This is a genomic window from Paenarthrobacter sp. NPDC018779 (genome assembly GCF_044391085.1).
Taxonomy (GTDB): domain Bacteria; phylum Actinomycetota; class Actinomycetes; order Actinomycetales; family Micrococcaceae; genus Arthrobacter.
The window spans coordinates 224,864-242,597 of the sequence record NZ_JBIRZS010000002.1; the positions used below are offsets into that span (position 1 = coordinate 224,864).

The 17,734-nt window shown below is 64.5% G+C and carries 15 protein-coding genes; 10 read left to right on the plus strand and 5 right to left on the minus strand.

The features are described from left to right. Positions 1-27: 27 nt before the first annotated feature. Both ACH488_RS03395 and ACH488_RS03400 read left to right on the plus strand, forming a co-directional pair. Positions 28-708, plus strand: coding sequence for a helix-turn-helix transcriptional regulator (locus ACH488_RS03395; protein WP_397322277.1), 681 nt, complete (start codon positions 28-30; stop codon positions 706-708). Positions 709-734: 26 nt separating this feature from the next. Then, positions 735-1,958 carry a cysteine desulfurase family protein gene (locus ACH488_RS03400; protein ID WP_397322279.1) on the plus strand — a complete coding sequence of 408 codons (1,224 nt, stop codon included), beginning with the start codon at positions 735-737 and terminating at the stop codon, positions 1,956-1,958. 10 nt (positions 1,959-1,968) lie between these two features. Here ACH488_RS03400 and ACH488_RS03405 read toward each other — a convergent pair whose 3' ends face one another. Continuing rightward, on the minus strand, positions 1,969-3,222 hold the full coding sequence (locus tag ACH488_RS03405) for an NAD(P)/FAD-dependent oxidoreductase (RefSeq protein WP_397322281.1): 1,254 nt from the start codon (positions 3,220-3,222) through the stop codon (positions 1,969-1,971). Between the two features lie 182 nt (positions 3,223-3,404). On the opposite strand from ACH488_RS03405, the gene mnmA reads away from it, so the two are divergent. Beyond that, positions 3,405-4,526 (plus strand): tRNA 2-thiouridine(34) synthase MnmA, encoded by a 1,122-nt coding sequence (gene mnmA / locus ACH488_RS03410; protein WP_397322517.1) that lies wholly within the window; start codon positions 3,405-3,407, stop codon positions 4,524-4,526. Positions 4,527-4,618: 92 nt separating this feature from the next. Continuing rightward, positions 4,619-6,244, plus strand: coding sequence for a hypothetical protein (locus tag ACH488_RS03415; protein WP_397322282.1), 1,626 nt, complete (start codon positions 4,619-4,621; stop codon positions 6,242-6,244). 24 nt (positions 6,245-6,268) lie between these two features. Here ACH488_RS03415 and ACH488_RS03420 read toward each other — a convergent pair whose 3' ends face one another. Further along, complete coding sequence (locus tag ACH488_RS03420) at positions 6,269-7,096, minus strand: caspase domain-containing protein (protein ID WP_397322283.1); 828 nt, start codon at positions 7,094-7,096, stop codon at positions 6,269-6,271. 319 nt (positions 7,097-7,415) lie between these two features. Here ACH488_RS03420 and ACH488_RS03425 point away from each other — a divergent pair, with 319 nt between their 5' ends. The 6 genes from ACH488_RS03425 (at position 7,416) to ACH488_RS03450 (ending at position 14,623) form a co-directional block, all read left to right on the plus strand. Beyond that, positions 7,416-9,044 (plus strand): ABC transporter substrate-binding protein, encoded by a 1,629-nt coding sequence (locus ACH488_RS03425; protein ID WP_397322285.1) that lies wholly within the window; start codon positions 7,416-7,418, stop codon positions 9,042-9,044. Between the two features lie 125 nt (positions 9,045-9,169). Continuing rightward, on the plus strand, positions 9,170-10,261 hold the full coding sequence (locus tag ACH488_RS03430; RefSeq protein ID WP_397322286.1) for an ABC transporter permease: 1,092 nt from the start codon (positions 9,170-9,172) through the stop codon (positions 10,259-10,261). Positions 10,262-10,263: 2 nt separating this feature from the next. Continuing rightward, positions 10,264-11,244, plus strand: a complete 981-nt coding sequence (locus ACH488_RS03435) for an ABC transporter permease (RefSeq protein ID WP_397322287.1) — start codon at positions 10,264-10,266, stop codon at positions 11,242-11,244. Next, on the plus strand, positions 11,241-12,947 hold the full coding sequence (locus ACH488_RS03440; protein WP_397322288.1) for an ABC transporter ATP-binding protein: 1,707 nt from the start codon (positions 11,241-11,243) through the stop codon (positions 12,945-12,947). Before ACH488_RS03435 ends, ACH488_RS03440 begins: the two co-directional genes overlap by 4 nt. A gap of 255 nt (positions 12,948-13,202) precedes the next feature. Then, a complete protein-coding gene (locus tag ACH488_RS03445) occupies positions 13,203-13,592 on the plus strand; it encodes a chorismate mutase (protein ID WP_397322289.1) in 390 nt (129 codons plus the stop codon). Positions 13,593-13,594: 2 nt separating this feature from the next. Then, complete coding sequence (locus ACH488_RS03450; RefSeq protein WP_397322290.1) at positions 13,595-14,623, plus strand: hypothetical protein; 1,029 nt, start codon at positions 13,595-13,597, stop codon at positions 14,621-14,623. Here ACH488_RS03450 and ACH488_RS03455 read toward each other — a convergent pair. Genes ACH488_RS03455 through ACH488_RS03465 form a run of 3 tightly spaced genes read right to left on the minus strand, consistent with a single transcriptional unit; the run spans position 14,620 to position 17,695 of the window. Beyond that, positions 14,620-15,330, minus strand: coding sequence for a DUF4166 domain-containing protein (locus ACH488_RS03455; protein WP_397322292.1), 711 nt, complete (start codon positions 15,328-15,330; stop codon positions 14,620-14,622). The genes ACH488_RS03450 and ACH488_RS03455 overlap by 4 nt on opposite strands. A gap of 15 nt (positions 15,331-15,345) precedes the next feature. Further along, complete coding sequence (locus ACH488_RS03460) at positions 15,346-16,638, minus strand: DUF58 domain-containing protein (protein ID WP_397322293.1); 1,293 nt, start codon at positions 16,636-16,638, stop codon at positions 15,346-15,348. A gap of 52 nt (positions 16,639-16,690) precedes the next feature. Continuing rightward, entirely contained in the window at positions 16,691-17,695 is a 1,005-nt protein-coding gene (locus ACH488_RS03465) for an AAA family ATPase (RefSeq protein ID WP_397322519.1), read from the minus strand. Positions 17,696-17,734 lie beyond the last annotated feature (39 nt).

A 17,734-nucleotide genomic window follows, 5' to 3' on the forward strand; every position in this document is an offset into this window, starting at 1 on the left:
ATTTGTTTTTAGAGATATCCTGTTCCCATGGGCATCACGGGTCCTTCGTGGAGCAGGAGAATTGCCGCCATCGCGGCACTGGATGACGGCAACCGCCGGGCACTGTACGCCTATGTTTTGGGTGCCGGCGTTGCGGTGGGGCGGGATGAGGCGGCTGAGGCCATGGCCCTTCCCCGCAGCACGGCTTCCTTCCACCTGGACCGCTTGGTGGAGGAGGGTGTGCTGAGGGTCGAGTTCCGGAAGGCGCCGGGCAAAGCCGGACCCGGCTCGGGCAGGCCCGCGAAGTTCTACCTCGCTGCCATGGACGAAGTAAGCGCATCGATCCCGGAGCGTCACTATGACCTGGCCGGGGATGTCCTGGCCTCTGCCGTTTCGGAAGCCATCAATGCGGGGATGCCAATCAAGGATGCCCTCCTGGAGGTTGCCCGCCGCAAAGGTGGCGAGGCCGGCCGGCCGGGTGATTTCCTTGGCGCGTTGACAGACATCGGATACCAACCCGTCGCGGACGGGGGTGGGTACCGTCTCCGGAACTGTCCGTTCCACCGGCTTTCGATGAACCACCAGGACGTGGTGTGCACCATGAACGGCGCTTTCCTGAAAGGTGCTGCTGCGGCTTCGGGACAGGATCCGGACTGCGTGGTGCCGGATGAGGGTCCTGGCCATTGCTGCGCCCGCATCGCCAGGGCCGAGGCTCCTGCCCGGGCTTGAGGGCACAGCGTCGGTAGAATTGCAGGGTGCCCGTATACCTTGACCATGCCGCAACCACCAGTATGTCTGCCGAAGCCCTTTCGGTCATGACCCGCGAATTGGCGCGGACCGGCAACCCCTCCTCGCTGCACGGCGCGGGACGCCGTGCGCGGCGAACCGTCGAGGACGCCCGCGAAACACTGGCTGCGGCTGCGGGCGCCCACCCCTCCGAGGTCATCTTCACCTCGGGCGGCACCGAGGCGGACAACCTCGCTGTCAAGGGCCTCTACTGGGCCCGGCATGACGCGGACCCGCGCCGGCGACGGATCCTGTGTTCCGCCGTCGAGCACCATGCTGTCCTGGACGCCGTGGAGTGGCTCGAGCGCCACGAAGGTGCCGAGGTGGTGTGGCTGCCTGTTGACGGCGAAGGCTTGGTCCAAGTGGAGGCCGTGGAACGTGAGCTGAGCCGGGATCCGGAGTCGGTTGCCCTGGTTACTGTCATGTGGGCGAACAACGAAGTAGGCACTGTCCAGCCCGTCGCGGAAATCGTCGGGTTGGCCACGCCGTATGGGGTTCCGGTGCACAGCGATGCCGTGCAGGCCTTCGGTTCCTTGCCGGTGGATTTCCGTGCGTCCGGGCTGGCGGCGATGTCCGTATCAGGGCATAAGATTGGCGGCCCCGTGGGTGTTGGCGCGCTCTTCCTTGGACGCGCGGTGACGTTGACGCCGGTCCAACACGGCGGGGGACAGGAGCGGGACGTCCGCTCCGGAACGCTGGACACTCCTGCCATAGCTGCCTTCGCGGCCGCTGCCGCCGGCGCGGTGCGGAACCTGGCCGCGGAGTCCGAGCGGCTGTCCGGCCTCCGCGACCGTTTGATCGCAGGCGTTGGCGAGGTGGTTCCGGAGGCCGTGCTTCGTGGTGCGCCCGGCGAGGGCAGGCTCCCCGGGAATGCCCATTTCACCTTCCCGGGGTGCGAGGGCGATTCCCTGTTGTTCCTTTTGGACCTGGCCGGCGTGGAGTCCTCCACGGGGTCCGCATGCACGGCGGGAGTGCCCCGCCCATCGCATGTCCTCCTGGCCATGGGCCTGGAGGAGGACGCAGCGCGGGGTGCGCAGCGTTTCACCCTGGGCCATGCGTCCACCGAAGCGGATGTTGACGCCCTGCTGAAGGCGCTTCCCGAGGCCTGCGCGAGGGCGCGCCAAGCGGGCATGGCGGGGCACGAATCGAGAATCCAGACGGCGGCCACCGAAGCCCGCAACCCGGGACGCTGATTTTGCGCAGCTAGGCGCCAGGCAGAAGTTCCTCCAAGGGGATGCCCGGATCGGTCAGGCTCTGGACATCGACGCGATGCCTGCCGGAAATCAAGGCCTTGATGGGCTTCTGCACCCGCCGCTGGTTGACGCTCATGCCGGCCACCACCTGCTGGGCTCCCTGCCCTCCGTCCCTCAGCCAGAAAGCAATGTAGCTGTCATCCTCAAGGGAGCCCCGGATGACGGGGTCCACGTTGGCGGCAAGTGAGGGATAACCCGAGTACTCCATGCTCAGGGTGAATTGGTCCGTATAGAAATAGGGCACGGCGTCCAGTACGGCGTCCTGCCCCAGCATGGACCGTGCTGCCGTCTTTCCACCGTTCAAGGCATTGGCCCAGTGCTCGCTGCGGTGGTGTTCACCAGTGAAAGGGTGCAGCGCATTGGCCACGTCTCCGGCCGCAAAGACATCGGGCGCGCTGCTTCGGAGCGAGGCGTCAACCAGGATGCCATTGCGTAATTCAAGACCTCCGGCCTCGGCGAGTGCCGTGTCAGGAACGACGCCGACGGCGATGACGACGATGTCTGCGGGCAAGGAGATGCCTGTGTTGGTGCGGACGGATAAGACGCGCCCATCCCTGCCCTCAATGGAGGCTGCGCTGGCCGGGAGGTGGAATACGACACCGTGGTCCTCGTGGGCCTTTTGGAACCGTGCACCCAGGCGTGGGCCAATGGCGGCGCTGAGGGGCACGTCCTCGAGCCCAAGCAGGGAGACTTCGTTGCCATAGCTCCGCGCGGCTGCCGCCAACTCCATGCCAATCCATCCCGAGCCAACCATGACCACCCGTTGTCCGCCTTCTTGCAGCAATGAGCGCAAGCGGACGCTGTCCTTGTACGTCCGGAAGGTCATGACGCCTTCAAGTTCATGGCCCGGCAGTGGGATATGCCGGGGCTGGGCGCCCGTGGCCAACAGGAGCCTGGCGTAGTCGATGTGTTTCCCGTCCATGAGCGTTAATGTGTGCGCGGCAACATCGAGTGCCGTTGCCGGGTGGTCCAAAAGGAGTTCAACTTCGTTATCCGCGTACCAGTCCCCAGGCGCCACGTCTACGGCGTCGTCCTCCGCCTTCCCGAGGAGGAATTCCTTGGAAAGGGGTGGGCGCAGGTATGGGATCCTGCCCTCTGCAGCCAAGAGCGTGAGGGGGCCTTCGAAACCCTCGGCGCGCAGGGTCTTTGCCGCGGTGGCTCCGGCGAGCCCACCGCCCACTATGACCATCCGTTCGGTTGCCATGTCCATCGCCTCGTTCTAAAACTGGTGACTTTGACTTTAGAAGGACCGGCGTTCGCCGTCAAGGGAATTTAAGGGCGCTATGGTCTGTTCGGCTAGAATGGATGGGCGCGCCGTCTGACCAGCGCGCGAACCCCTCAAAACAATCCATGACACAGAAAGCCAGCATGCGAGTACTTGCAGCAATGAGCGGTGGAGTCGACTCCGCCGTGGCAGCCGCCCGGGCCGTCGAGGCCGGACACGACGTCGTTGGAGTACATCTGGCGCTGTCCCGCATGCCAGGAACGCTCCGAACCGGCAGCCGTGGCTGCTGCACCATCGAGGACTCCCGGGATGCGTGGCGCGCCTGCGATGTCCTTGGCATCCCTTACTACGTGTGGGACTTCTCGGAACGCTTCAAGGAAGACGTTGTCCAGGATTTCATTGACGAGTACGCGGCCGGACGAACGCCCAATCCCTGCATGCGCTGCAACGAACGAATCAAGTTTGCTGCTTTGCTGGAGAAGGCCATTGCCCTGGGCTTTGACGCCGTCTGCACGGGTCACTACGCCAAGGTGATCGAGGACGCCGATGGCAACCGCGAACTTCACCGCGCGGCCGATTGGGCCAAGGACCAAAGCTACGTTCTCGGAGTCCTGACCCACGAGCAGCTCAAGCACTCCATGTTCCCGCTGGCGGACACCCCGTCCAAGGCCGAAGTCCGCGCGGAAGCGGAGCGTCGCGGCCTGTCGGTTGCCAACAAGCCGGACAGCCACGATATCTGCTTCATTTCCGACGGCGACACCCGGGGCTGGCTGGCCGAGAAGATCGAGATGACCACCGGCGACATCGTGGATGAGACAGGCGCGAAGGTAGGCGAACACCCCGGCGCGAACGCCTTCACGGTGGGCCAGCGTCGCGGGCTCAAGCTCGGGCGTCCCGCTGCCGATGGCAAGCCCCGCTTCGTGCTGGAGATCCGCCCCAAGGAAAACAAGGTGGTGGTGGGTCCGGAGGCGTTGCTCGCTATCGACGAAATCCGCGGCATCAAGGTTTCCTGGGCGGGCCTGCCCATTGCGGAAGTGTCTACGGGCGCGGACTTCGATTGCTACGCCCAGGTGCGGGCACACGGTGATCCCGTTCCAGCCACTGCACGGGTTGAGAGTGTGGTGGACGAGGACGGCGTGGAGCGGGCCGGGCTGGTAGTGACCTTGGAGGACTCCCTCAGGGGAGTTGCCCCCGGGCAGACCGTGGTCCTGTACCAAGGCAGCAGGGTGCTCGGCCAAGCGACCATCGACGCGGCCCGGTCGCTGCAGAGGGCAGCCCTCTAAATCATTGCCTCCGTTTGGCGGGACCCCCATACTGGCCTAAGCAGCTGAACCGCTGCGGTGTTGTGGGGTCCGCATTCGGGACGGCGATGACTGTGGCATTTCCAAAGAAGAGCCCGGGAGACATCAAGGCTGGGCAGATGGTCTCGGTGACCGTTCTGGCCGAAGGGCCCATCGGGACCGGCGGTGCACCACCGCTGACCGCCCAGGTCCGGATTCCGGTGGAGCGGCTCCGGCGCGGCCCCACCGGCCACCGTTATGCGGTGCACATCAGGAAGTGGCGGGGCACCACTGTGTCTCCAGTGACCCTGACCAGCCAAGGCGATCCGTGGCAGCTTGTTTCCGAACCGCCGCCGGCAGAACTCAGGGCGTTGCTGGATGACACCAGGTTCCTGGCCCAGCATGTCTACGGCGTGGCCATGAGCACCCTGGACGTCTTCGAATCCACCTTGGGGCGCCGCATGCCTTGGAATCCCGAGGGCCGTGTGGTCCTCAAGGCAAGAGACCTGGTGACTGCGACGGATACCGGCTACGAGCGCGGTACCAACATCATCCGTTTCGGATCAGTGGACCGCATGGGGTACAAGGTTCCCACGGCATTGTTCCGGGACATCGTTGCCCACGAAGTCACGCACGCCATCCTGGACGGATTCCGGCCTGCCTGGGCGGACCAGCTTGCCACCATCGAACAACTCGCGCTCCATGAAGCGCTGGCGGATCTGGTGGCCATACTGCAGGTGTTTTCCTCCTGGGAAGTGGTGTACCGGCAACTGGAGGCAGCGGCCGGTGGGTTCGAAGCGGGGCAGGTGGTGGACGACGCCGTGCTGCAGCGCTCGCTGTTCGACTTCGCCCGGGACCTCTTCGCCCGCGGTCCGCTGCGGGAACCCTTCGTTGGGGCGGTTCCCGCGGACTGGCAGGAATTGGAGGAGCCGCACGCGCGTGGGGCCGTGGTGGTGGGCGCGGTCCTTCGTGCCGTCCACAAACTCTGGTCCGAAAGGAACGCCCGGTTCGGCGACAACCAAAGCCTGCAGCAGAAAGCCGAATCAGGATCCATCGTGGCCACCCGGGTGCTGCGCATGGTGATCCGTGGCCTGTCCTACATGCCGCCGGTGGACGTTGGCTGGCGCGACCTCCTGCGCGGAATCATAGCCGCGGACCTGGACATGGTCCCGGAAGATCCCCACGGCTACCGGAACACGCTGCAGGCCGAGTTCTCCGCGATCGGCGTTCGAAGGGTGTCCCTGAACAACATCAGCGGCGTGGACAACTACCAGGGCCTGCGATACCCGATCCGGCTCTCGGCCCTTGGCTCGGATCCGCAGGAAGTCCAGAGGTTCGTCTGGGAGAACCCTCGGCTGCTCGATGCCGCGCGGCTGGAACGCCGGACGCCTTTGAGTTCAACGCGGGTGCGGACCTCCGAGCGGGTTTCGCCGGACGGCTTCATCATCTCCGAGATCGGTGCCTCGTTCATCCAGACAGTGCGGATGAGCCGACGTGAGGCTTACGTCCGGCTGGGCTTGAAGACGCGCCGGGATTACGTGGACATCCGCGGTGGTGGCCTCTTGAGGTTCGACGCCGGTGGGAGGCTCGTGTACGCCGCCCTCAAACCCGTGATGGATCGGGACAGGCAAACACTCCAGTTCCGATCCGATGTGCAACGGGACGCCGAGGAAGCCGCATCGTCGGGAGTGCGGAACAAGTTCCACGGCACGGGGGACTGACCCCCAGCCGGGGACGGGCGCCCGTCAGCTGCCCCACGCGGCCTTGCGAGCCGCCGTCGTGCCTTCCAGCTGGGCCACCTGGTCGAAGTTGCCGGCCTTGAGGCCCTTGCTGACGAGCTTGAGGATTTCTGCGCGGCCAAGGGTGGCGTCGCTCCTCAGGGATTTGACGAAGTGGTAGGTGAAGGCGCCGTTGTAACGCCCGTCGATCAAGGCGTCGGCGGCGGTTTGGTCCGAACGGCAGGCCGCCATGAGCACGGGTTTGGAGAGCTTGGCTGACTTGACCATGTCCCGCAGTGTGCGCGAATCGTTGAACTCGGTGGCAATGACGGCCCTGGGCGTGGGTGCCGGGAGGAAGCGGGGACGGCGTCCAGGAACCAGGTCCAGCGATTTCAGGCCGGTGCCGCTGTGGCAGGTATCAAGGACAACATCCATGCGGATGCCGTCAGGCAGGCTGGCGAACACGTCCGCCAATTCGTCATCGGCGATGACAGTGGCAGGGTCCCACGCGTCACCCGTGTTGTTGATGTCGTAGCAAGCGAATGCCTCGTCCAGACGATCGGCCTCATCGCCGTTGGTGTCAGGAATTTGGGTTCCATGGCTGGAGAAGGTGAAGACCAGATGGTCTGCCTTTCCCGTGGCGGCCGCCTCAACAAGTTTGCTGAGTTCTGCCATGACCGCTTTCTTGGTGGCCTTGGCGTCCCTGAGAACTGTGATGTCCGACGCTGCGAAACCGTACTTTTCAGCCAGCAGCGTGGACAGGTCTTCTGCGTCGTTGACGCAGCCCTGGAGCCAGCTGGATTGAGGCAGGAACTTGAATTTGTTGATCCCTACGCAAAGGGCTGACTTGCTCATGTGGCTGTCCTTCGGACTCGGTGCTGCATTCCCCATCGTGGCGGCCCCGCAAACCACCGCCTGGATGCTGTCCACGTCGCCCATTCATGCCGTGGCACAGCGCTTGCCAACTCGACACTAAAGATATTCCCGGGCGCAGGCGCGGGCAATGGGCCTTAACGATTGGCGGAAGCTACTAGTTGGTAAATTTTGTGTCTCGAATCCCCGTATCGGGGGTTCCGCGCCGTCGAAGTCTGATTGAATCGTGGAATCAAATGTGTGCGCCGTCACAAATATCCGACGGCGGCGCGCCGAATCCATCGAACAGAAGGTTCACCAGATGGCACTGAAGAAGAAGGCCCTGCACGGCGTTATCGCGCTCGCGGGCGTTTCCGCATTGGCGTTGACGGCATGCACCGGGCCCTCGGGCGGCGGGAGCTCCTCCGCGCCGGCTGCTGCCGGACCCGTCGCCTACGGCACCACCGACAAAGTCACTGCCCTTGACCCCGCGGGGTCCTACGACAACGGTTCATTCATGGTGATGAACCAGATCTACTCCTTCCTGCTGAATTCCAAGCCGGGTGGGGCCGAACCGGTACCGGACCTGGCGGAATCGTCGTCGTTCACGGCGCCCACCGAGTACACCGTCAAGCTCAAGCCGAACCTGAAGTGGGCCAACGGGCACACCCTCGACTCAAAGGACGTAAAGTTCTCCTTCGATCGCCAGGTGGCCATCAACGATCCCGCAGGTCCCGCATCGCTGCTGACGAACATCGAGAGCGTGACGGCGCCGGATGCCACCACCGTCGTGTTCAAGCTCAAGCAGGCCAACGACCAGACGTTTGCCCAGATCCTCAGCAGCCCGGCTGCCCCGATCGTTGACGACGAAGTCTTCCCGGCGGACAAGCTGCTCTCGGACGACGACATCATCAAGGCCAAGGCGTTCTATGGCCAGTACACCATTGACAGTTACAAGAAGAACGAGCTGGTCAGCTTCAAGGCGTTCCCCGACTACCAGGGTGTCCTGGGGAAGCCGGCCAACGACGAAGCGACCATCAAGTACTACGCCAGCCCCACCAACCTGAAGCTGGACATCCAGCAGGGCAACATCGACGTCGCGTTCCGCAGCCTGAGCGCAACCGACGTGGACGACCTCAAGAAGGACTCGAAGGTCAAGGTCCTCACCGGCCCGGGTGGCGAGATCCGCTACATCACCTTCAACTTCGACACGATGCCCTTCGGAACCAAGGCAACCGGGGCCGATCCCGCCAAGGCGACGGCGGTCCGCCAGGCCATCGCCAACCTCGTGGACCGGCAGGCCATTGCCGACCAGGTCTACAAGGGTACGTACCTGCCGCTGTACTCCAACGTTCCGAACGGATTCCTCGGTGCCAACGAGTCCTTCAAGGATGCCTACGGTGACAATGGCAAGCCGAGCACCGACAAAGCCAAGAAGGTACTCACCGACGCGGGAATCACGGACAAGGTTGCCTTGAACCTGCAGTACAACCCGGACCACTACGGTGGATCCTCGGGTGACGAGTACGCGATGATCAAGGAGCAGCTGGAAAAGTCCGGTCTCTTCACGGTGAACCTGCAGTCCACCGAGTGGGTCACGTACAGCAAGGCCAGCCGTGCCGATGAGTACCCGCTGTTCCAGTTCGGTTGGTTCCCCGACTTCAGCGACTCCGACAACTACCTGACCCCGTTCTTCCCGGAGGGCGGTTTCCTCAAGAACCACTACAACAACGCCACGGTCAACGAACTCATCAGCAAGCAGCTGACCGAGTCGGACAAGTCCAAGCGTGAAAAGGACATCCAGGATGTCCAGAACGCCCTGGCCAAGGATATTTCCACCCTGCCGCTGCTCCAGGGCGCGCAGGTGGCCATCGCAGGCAGCGGTGTGAACGGCGTCGACAAGACGCTGGACGCTTCCTTCAAGTTCCGCCTGGGAACCATTTCCAAGTAACCACTCCTCCAAGACCAAAGAGGGCGGGACACTCATCAGGTGTCCCGCCTCCTTTGCTGACTCATCGTCGTCAGTACGCACGAGCCAGTCCCGCGCAATCCACGGGCAGGAAACACAGGTAACACATGACAACTCTCATAGACGTGCCCGACGCCGAACCCGGCATCGTGGCTCCGAAAAGCAAAAACAAGTCCGGGGGAGGGCTCGGCAGATACATTGTGGTCAGGTTCCTCCTGATCATCCCCACGGTCTTCATCCTGGTGACCCTGGTGTTCTTCCTGATGCGGGTCATCGGCGACCCGATCACCGCAGCGCAAGGCGGACGGTTGCCTCCCGATGTCCTGGCGCAGCGGATCCACGACGCCGGCTACGACCGGCCCGTCCTGGTGCAGTACTTCGAGTACCTTGGCCAATTGCTCACAGGCAATTTTGGAACAACCATCACCGACCGCCGGCCGGTGGTGGAGGTGTTGTTCACCTTCGGAGCCGCGACCCTGGAACTGAGCATCAACGCACTGATCGTGGCGCTCGCGGTCGGCATCCCGCTCGGCATGGTGGCCGCCCAGCACCGGGACAAGACCTCGGATGCCTTCCTGAGGCTCTTTGCCATTCTTTGCTACGCAACACCCGTGTTCTTCTCGGGACTCCTGTTGAAGCTGACCTTTTCCGTGTGGCTCGGCTGGTTCCCCGTGGCGGGGCGGGCGTCCACGCGCACTGAATTGACCATGAGCAACTTGTCGGCGCCTTCGGGAATCTACTGGCTGGATGCTCTGCGCAGCGGCAACTTCACGGCCTTTGGAGACATTGCCTCCCACGCCGTCCTCCCGGCTGTTGCCCTTGGCCTGCTGACTGCAGGCGTCTTCCTTCGCCTTGTGAGGACCAACGTCATTGGAACCCTCGGCAAGGACTACGTCGAGGCGGGCCGTTCCCGCGGCGTGAGCGAGTTCCGGCTGGTGACCAAGCACGCCTACAAGCCCGCACTCATCCCCATCATTACCGTCATGGGACTCCAAATCGCGCTCATGCTCGGCGGTGCCATCCTGACGGAGACGACGTTCGAATGGAAAGGGCTGGGGTACCAACTGGTGCAGTACTTGAACGCCCGTGACTTCGTAGCCGTCCAAGGCATCGTGGTGCTCCTCGCGGTCATCGTGGCTGTCACCAACTTCATCGTGGACATCATTGCCGCGCTCATCGACCCCCGAGTGAGGTACTGACCATGTCTACTCCTGAACTGGCTGCACCCAAGCAGCCCCTTTCCTCCCGGCTTCCCGTGGTGTCCCACCTGAAGAAGAGCGTGGGACTCCAACGGGGCATGCTTGTCACTGGCGTGGTCCTGAGCGGGCTGTTCGTCCTGTCGAGCATCTTCGCGCCCCTTCTGGCGCCCTACGGCTACTCGCAGCTCAGCGACGCTGCGGGCTCGTTCCCCACCCAGCAGGCGCCCAGCGCCAAGCATCTCCTGGGCACCACCGTCGGCGGCTACGACGTACTGTCGCGGGTCCTCTGGGGCTCGCAGACGGCCGTGACCGTGATCGTGGTATCCGTGGCCATGTCCCTGTTCCTGGGCGTGGCCCTGGGCCTGCTCAGCGGCTACTTCGGCGGCTGGCTGGACCGCATCCTGGTGGTGGTGGCCGACGCCATCTACGCCTTCCCGACTTTGCTGCTTGCCATCGTCATCTCCATTGTGATCAGCCGGGGGCAATCCAGCTTCTGGGGCGGCATCTTTTCCTGTGCGTTCTCCATCACCGTGGTCTTCGTTCCACAGTATTTCCGTGTGATCCGCGCAGAAACCATCCGCCTCAAGGCCGAGCCTTTCGTGGAATCGGCCAAGGTCCTGGGTGCTTCCAGCCTCCGCATCATCGGGCGCCACATCTTCAAGAACGCCACCAGGACTTTGCCGCTCATGTTCACCCTCAACGCATCGGAAGCCATCCTGACCTTGGCAGGGCTGGGCTTCCTGGGGTTCGGCATTGAGCCCACCTCCGCTGCCGAGTGGGGGTTCGACCTGAACAAGGCACTGGCCGATACATCCTCCGGCATCTGGTGGACCGGTGTCTTCCCAGGCATAGCCATAGTCCTCACTGTCCTCGGCCTGACGTTGGTTGGAGAGAGCATCAATGACCTTAACGATCCGCGGATCCGGGGCCGCAAACGCGCCGGGGGAACCGCTCCGGCGCCGGTAGAAGCAGGTAAGCCATGACCACCAACCTCGGAAACATCACGGACCAGGGCGGCGCCACGGAGCCGGTCCTTGCGATCGAGCAGCTCCAAGTCACCTTCGCCACCGATGCCGGGGACGTCCACGCGGTGAAGGACGTCAGCCTCGACGTGAAGGCCGGCGAGGTAGTGGCCATCGTAGGGGAGTCGGGATCGGGCAAGACCGTCACGGCGAAGACAATTCTTGGCCTGCTGCCGGAGACCGCCATCAGTTCCGGCGCCGTGGTGATCAAGGGCAATAACGTGATCAGCCTCGGCAAGCCGGCCCTGCGGAAGATCCGTGGCCGGGACGTTGCCATGGTGTTCCAGGAACCGTCTACGGCCCTGAATCCCGTCTTCACGGTGGGGTGGCAGATTGCCGAAGGCATCCGCGCCCACGCCAAAGACGGGCATCGCGTCTCCGCCAAGGAAGCCAAGGCGCGCGCCACCGAGGCCCTCCGTAAGGTGGGTATCCCGGATCCGGAAACGCGGGTGGACTACTACCCGCACCAGTTTTCCGGCGGCCAAAAGCAACGCGTCGTTATCGCTGCCGCCTTGGCGTTGAACCCGGGGCTCATTGTGGCGGACGAGCCCACCACCGCCTTGGACGTGACGGTGCAGGCCGAAATCCTCCAACTCCTGCGGGAGCTGCGGGACAACTACGGAACGTCGATCGTGCTGATCACCCACAACATGGGAGTGGTGGCGGACCTCGCGGACCGTGTAGTGGTGATGTACCAGGGTGATGTGGTGGAGGAGGCTCCATCGCGGGTGTTGTTCGCGGAACCCCGCGAGGAGTACACCCGGAAGCTGCTCGCCGCCGTTCCCCACTTGGGCCGCAACTCGGCGTCCGAAGGGGCCCCGTCCCGCCTCCACCAGGACGGAAAAGTGCTGGTGGAAGCCAAGAACCTCACCATCGAATACCCTGGCCGTTTTGGCCGCCATGGTTTCAAGGCCGTGGACGACGTGAGCTTCACGGTGTCCGAAAACGAGGTGTTCGGCCTGGTGGGTGAATCGGGGTCCGGCAAATCCACCATTGGCCGCGCGATCGCCGGTTTGACCAAGGCAACCGGTGGCAGCTTGAAGGTCCTCGGTTACGAGATGCTGGACTTCAAGGAGCGGACGTTCCGCCCGCTGCGCAAGGACATCGGCTTCGTGTTCCAGGATCCGGCAGCTTCCTTCAACCCGCACCTCACCATCGGTGAGTGCGTTGCCGAACCGCTCCTCATCCATACCAAGCCGAGCGCCGCACAGGCGAGGAAACGGGTAGGCGAGCTGCTCGAGTCAGTCCAGTTGCCGGCGTCGTACGCGCAACGCTACCCGCACGAGCTGTCCGGTGGGCAGCGGCAGCGCGCTTCCCTGGCGAGGTCGCTGGCACTGAGCCCCCGGCTCCTGATTGCCGACGAGCCAACCTCCGCGCTTGACGTGTCCGTGCAGGCCAAAGTCTTGGATCTGTTCAAGGACATCCAGGAAGAGTACGGTTTCGCGGCCCTGTTCATCAGCCACGACCTCGCCGTGGTGGACATGCTCTCGCATTGGGTCGGCGTGCTGTACAAAGGCAAACTCGTGGAGCAGGGCATCGGCAACCACGTCATGGGCGCGCCGCAGCACGACTACACCAAGCGGCTGATCGCCTCGCTGCCGGTACCGGACCCGGACGAGCAGGCACGACGGCGGGAGGCGCACCGGGCGCTTTTGGGCGGCTGACGCTACTCAGACACAATCCCGATGTTGAACATCTTCCCTTGTGGCTGCTGCATGAAGATGCGCAGCCACAAGGGAAGCCACATCTCCATTCCCCGGGCGGCGTCCAACCCACCAAGGTCCAGGATGTGTTCCTGATGGAGCCGAATGTGCACCCGATTGCGTGGCGGCAACACTGCCCTTACTGGTCTCTCGTGAAGGCTTCGCCGGGAGGTAACAACAACGGCGCCACCGGCCGCACACCATAGACTGGAAGGCATGACCGAGCAGAGCAACGCCCTCCCTGATGACACCGAATCCTTCGACCCGGCAGCGAGTTCCCTGTCCGGCCAGGTGGACCGGGGAATCATGGAGGAACTGCTGTCCATCCGGTCCAGCATCGACAACATTGATGCCACGCTGGTGTTCCTGCTCGCCGAGCGGTTCAAGGCCACCCAGAAAGTGGGCGTCCTCAAAGCCACCCATAAGCTTCCCGCCGGGGACCCGGGCCGGGAGGCGGCACAGATCGCACGGCTGCGGCGCCTCGCCGAGGACGCCCACCTGGACCCCGCCTTCGCCGAGAAGTTCCTGAACTTCATCATCAGCGAAGTCATCCGGCACCATGAGGCGATTGCCGAGAACCACCAGATCTCCAGCCAGCAGGCCTAGGCGTGGCGGAAACGCGCCCTTTGCGGGCCAGTGCCACGGCTCTTGGCCCGTGGCCGGGCAGTGACCCTGCGGAGGCCCTCCGGACCATCCGTGGGGAGTTGGGCGAGCCCCACCTTCCCTTCCTCCCTGAGCTGCCCGGCCGCGGTGTCGGTTCCGACGCCGTGGGCCGGACAGGCAGCCTGTTGGTGGATTTGGCCATCGACGTCCAACCGCATGGTTGGCGGCTGGTGGACAGGCCCGGAAAGGACCACCTTCGGGCCCGGTCGGCCCTGGCATCGGACATCAATATCCTTGCCGACGTGGCAGGAGCAGAAGACGTTTCGGCCACGGAAGTGAAGGTCCAATTGGTGGGACCCCTCACCTTGGCCTCGGAGTTGTACCTGCACAGCGGCGAGCGGGCGCTCCTGGACTACGGTGCGCGTCGTGACATTGCCGGGTCTTTGGCTGCCGGAGTGGCCGATCACGTGCAGAAGATCCGCGCAGCTGTCCCCGGGGCCGGCATTGTTGTCCAGCTGGATGAACCTGCCATTGCTGCCGTGATGGGCGGAACCATCCCGACGGCGAGCGGTTACCGGACCTTGCGGTCGATCGCCGCTGACGAGGTCAGTTCCGCGTGGCGGCTGGTGCTTGACGCACTCAAGGCGGCCGGCGTCGTCGAGACGGTTGTATCGGTACCGGAAATCGAAGCGCCGATCGAACGCATCCTGTCAGCGGGAGCGGACGGTGTCGCCGTCCCACTGAAGGCCTTGACCACACGCCAGTGGGAGCAATTGGCCGCGGCCGTGGAATCCGGCAAGCGGGTGTGGGCGGGCGCACTGCCCACCGATGGTCCTTCCTTGCCACGGACCGCGGACATCGTGGAACGCATCTGGCGGCCGTGGCGGCAGGTGGGCCTTCCGGCGTCGGCGTTGTCCGGACTCCGGGTCACTCCGGCGACGGGCCTCGAGAGCCTTAAACCCGCGGAGGCCAAGGCTGTACTGACCAAGCTGACACACGTCGCGGACGGACTGGACCAGCTGGCCCAGGGCTAGATCCGTTCCTCCCAACGGTCAGGCTCAGCGTAGCGGGGCAGGCCCGTCCCGGGCGCACTCCCCGGAAGGTAGGGGACCAGGCGGTAGTCGAAGCGACCCGCGTAGACGAGGACCAGACCTACCTGTGGTTGGATCACCTTTACCTGGATCCGGTGCTTGCCTTCTGCTGCATCCCACCACTGCTCGGCATAGGCGCGCGCGTCGAGGGCGGCCGGCAGGGGAATCCGAATCGGACCCAGGAAGAGCCGGCTGGCCTTGGACACGCCACGCAACCTTCCTTCCGGAGTGACACTGACCTCCAGATCAGTGACGAGGCGCCGGTAGCGGCCCAGATGGTCCACGAGCCTGTCCGGCTGCCCCGCCGGACCCGCGATGGCGCTGGTTGTGTCGTGGAACAGCCGGGTACCGGAAGGGAAATGGATCTCGCGCCGTGCAGTCAGCGCTGGCCGGCCAAAGGGGTCTACGTGGGCATGGTTTTCGATCCGGAAGGGAATGCCCTCTCCGTACTCGGGAAAGAAGGCCTCTTCGTTGCCCGTCAGGGCAAGCAGCGGCCGCAGCCACTTCTGCCGGCAACCCACCACATCGAACACTCCTTGGCCGATGCCGTAGGTGCCGGAGCCGGCAGCGAGGGAGAAGTAGTCGCGGACTTCCGGCTGCAGGCGGTCGAAGTCGCCGCGCAGAGCCAGTTGGTAGATGGCATCGCCCATGGCGTGGAGTCCTTCCTAGAGGCGTCCGGCAGCTTTGAGCCGGATGTAGGTGTCTGCGAGGTGGGGAGGCAGGTCCTGTGGATCCGCGTCCACTACTTCTGCCCCCAATTGCCGGAGCTGCGCCGTGACGGCTGCCCGTTCCAGCAGGGCCCGTTCGGCGGCCGCCGAACGGAAAACCTGGCTCGCTGTCGAACGTTCTTCCTTCATCGTTGCAAGAACGGGGTCACGGACCGAGGCCACAACAACCACGTGCTGGGTAGCCAGCTGGGCAACCAAGGGGAGCAGGCCCTCTTCGGGGGCGCCGCCGTCGAGCGCGGTCAACAGGACCACCAGCGAGCGGTGGGCCGAAACGGCCCGTACCTGGCCCGGGATCTGCTGCCAATCGAGTTCGATCAGTTCCGCGTCCAGCGGTGCCATGGCCTGGACGAGTTGTCCCAGGAGGTTTCCCTTCGACGCCGATTCCACCCGTGCGCGGAGCCGCCTGTCGTAGGCGAGGAAGTCCACGCGGTCCCCGCCGCGTTCGGCGAGGACCGCCAGCAGCAGGGACGCTTCGATGCCCGTGTCCAACCGCGTCTCGTCCTCAATCCGTGCGGCGGCCGTTCGCGAAGTATCGAGGACAATCACCACGCGGCGGTCCCGCTCCGGCCGCCAGGTGCGGACAACAACGGAGCTGCGCCGGGCCGTGGCGCGCCAGTCGATGGAACGGACATCGTCCCCGCGGACATAGTCCCGGAGGGAGTCGAATTCCGTGCCGGCACCGCGGATCTGGACAGCCGCCCTGCCGTCGAGCTCACGGAGTTTCCGCAGCTTGGAGGGCAGGTGCCGTTTGGAGTGGAACGGGGGAAGGACCCGGAGGTGGCCGGGCAGCGGCCGGGTCCGCTGGCGGGCGGCGAGCCGCAGTGGCCCATGGGAGCGGATGGTCACGTGCGGTGCAGCGAGTTCGCCCCGCCGTCGGGGGACCAGCGTGACGGTCATCCGTCGTCGTTCGCCCGCCGGAACCACCAGGGTCTGGACGGCGTTGATGGCGCCGGCGGAGGGTTGCCACGCATCACGGACCATCGCGCGGAGCTTTCGGCGACCTGGATTGGTGATAACCACCACGGATTCCACGTGGTTCTCCAAGGTGACGTTCGCCGGTGGGATACGCTCCAGCGCGGTTTTGGCCGGGGAAGCGGCAAATGCCACGTCAACGACGACAAGCAGGAGCAGGGCAGCGATGACCACAAGCACCGTTGACCAGGACGGGAACAGCACAACCGGGGCCAACGCGGCGAAGGCAAGAAGGACGAAGCGACCCGTTACGGCCATTCGGCACTCCTTGGTGGCACCGCAGGGGCCTTGTGCCGGGCCGGAAGCTGGATCACCGGGGAACCGGAACGGAAGCCAGGATGCTGCCCAGCACGTCGTCCACGTTGATACCGTCCATCTGGGCTTCCGGGCGCAGTCCCACGCGATGCCGGAGGCACGGGAGGGACAGTGCCTTGACGTCGTCCGGAGTCACGAACGATCGCCCGGACAGCCAAGCCCACGCTTTTGAGGTGTTGAGCAAAGCGGTGGCCCCGCGAGGGGACACGCCGAGCTGGAAGGAGGGAGCAGACCGCGTTGCCCGGACCACGTCCACGATGTAGGCAAGGACTTCCGGTGCAGCGGAAACCTGCGCCACAGCTTGGCGTGCCTGCGAGAGTTCAGCGGCGCCGGCAACCGGCCGCACGCCCGCTGCGGCGAGGTTCCGGGGATCGAAACCTGCGGCGTGGCGGCGGATCACCTCGATCTCTTCTGCCCTGCCAGGCAAGGGCATGGTGAGCTTCAGGAGGAAACGGTCCAGTTGGGCCTCGGGCAACGGATAGGTGCCCTCGTACTCCACGGGGTTCTGGGTTGCCGCCACAATGAAGGGTTCGGGAAGGGGCCGCGACACGCCGTCAACGGAAACCTGCCGCTCCTCCATCGCTTCCAGCAGCGAGGCCTGGGTCTTGGGCGGCGTCCGGTTGATTTCATCAGCCAGCAGGATATTGGTAAAGACAGGACCTTCCCGGAAAGAGAACTCCGAGGAGTGTGCGTCATAGACCAAGGACCCTGTGACGTCGCCGGGCATGAGGTCCGGGGTGAACTGCACACGCTTGGTATCCAGGCTCAAGGCGGTGGACAACGCCCGCACCAGCAGCGTCTTCGCTACACCCGGGACTCCTTCAAGAAGGACGTGCCCGCCGCACAATAAGGCGATAAGCATTCCGGTCACCGTGGGGTCCTGGCCCACCACGGCCTTACCGACCTCGTTCCTGACGTTCAGGAGCGACTGCCGGGCCGGGTCACCGGCGCCATTGGCCGTCGCGTGGACACCGTGATGATCGGCGGATGCGGCATCCATTCCGGAGTGGCCGGCTTCCGGCGCCGCTGTGCCGGAGTA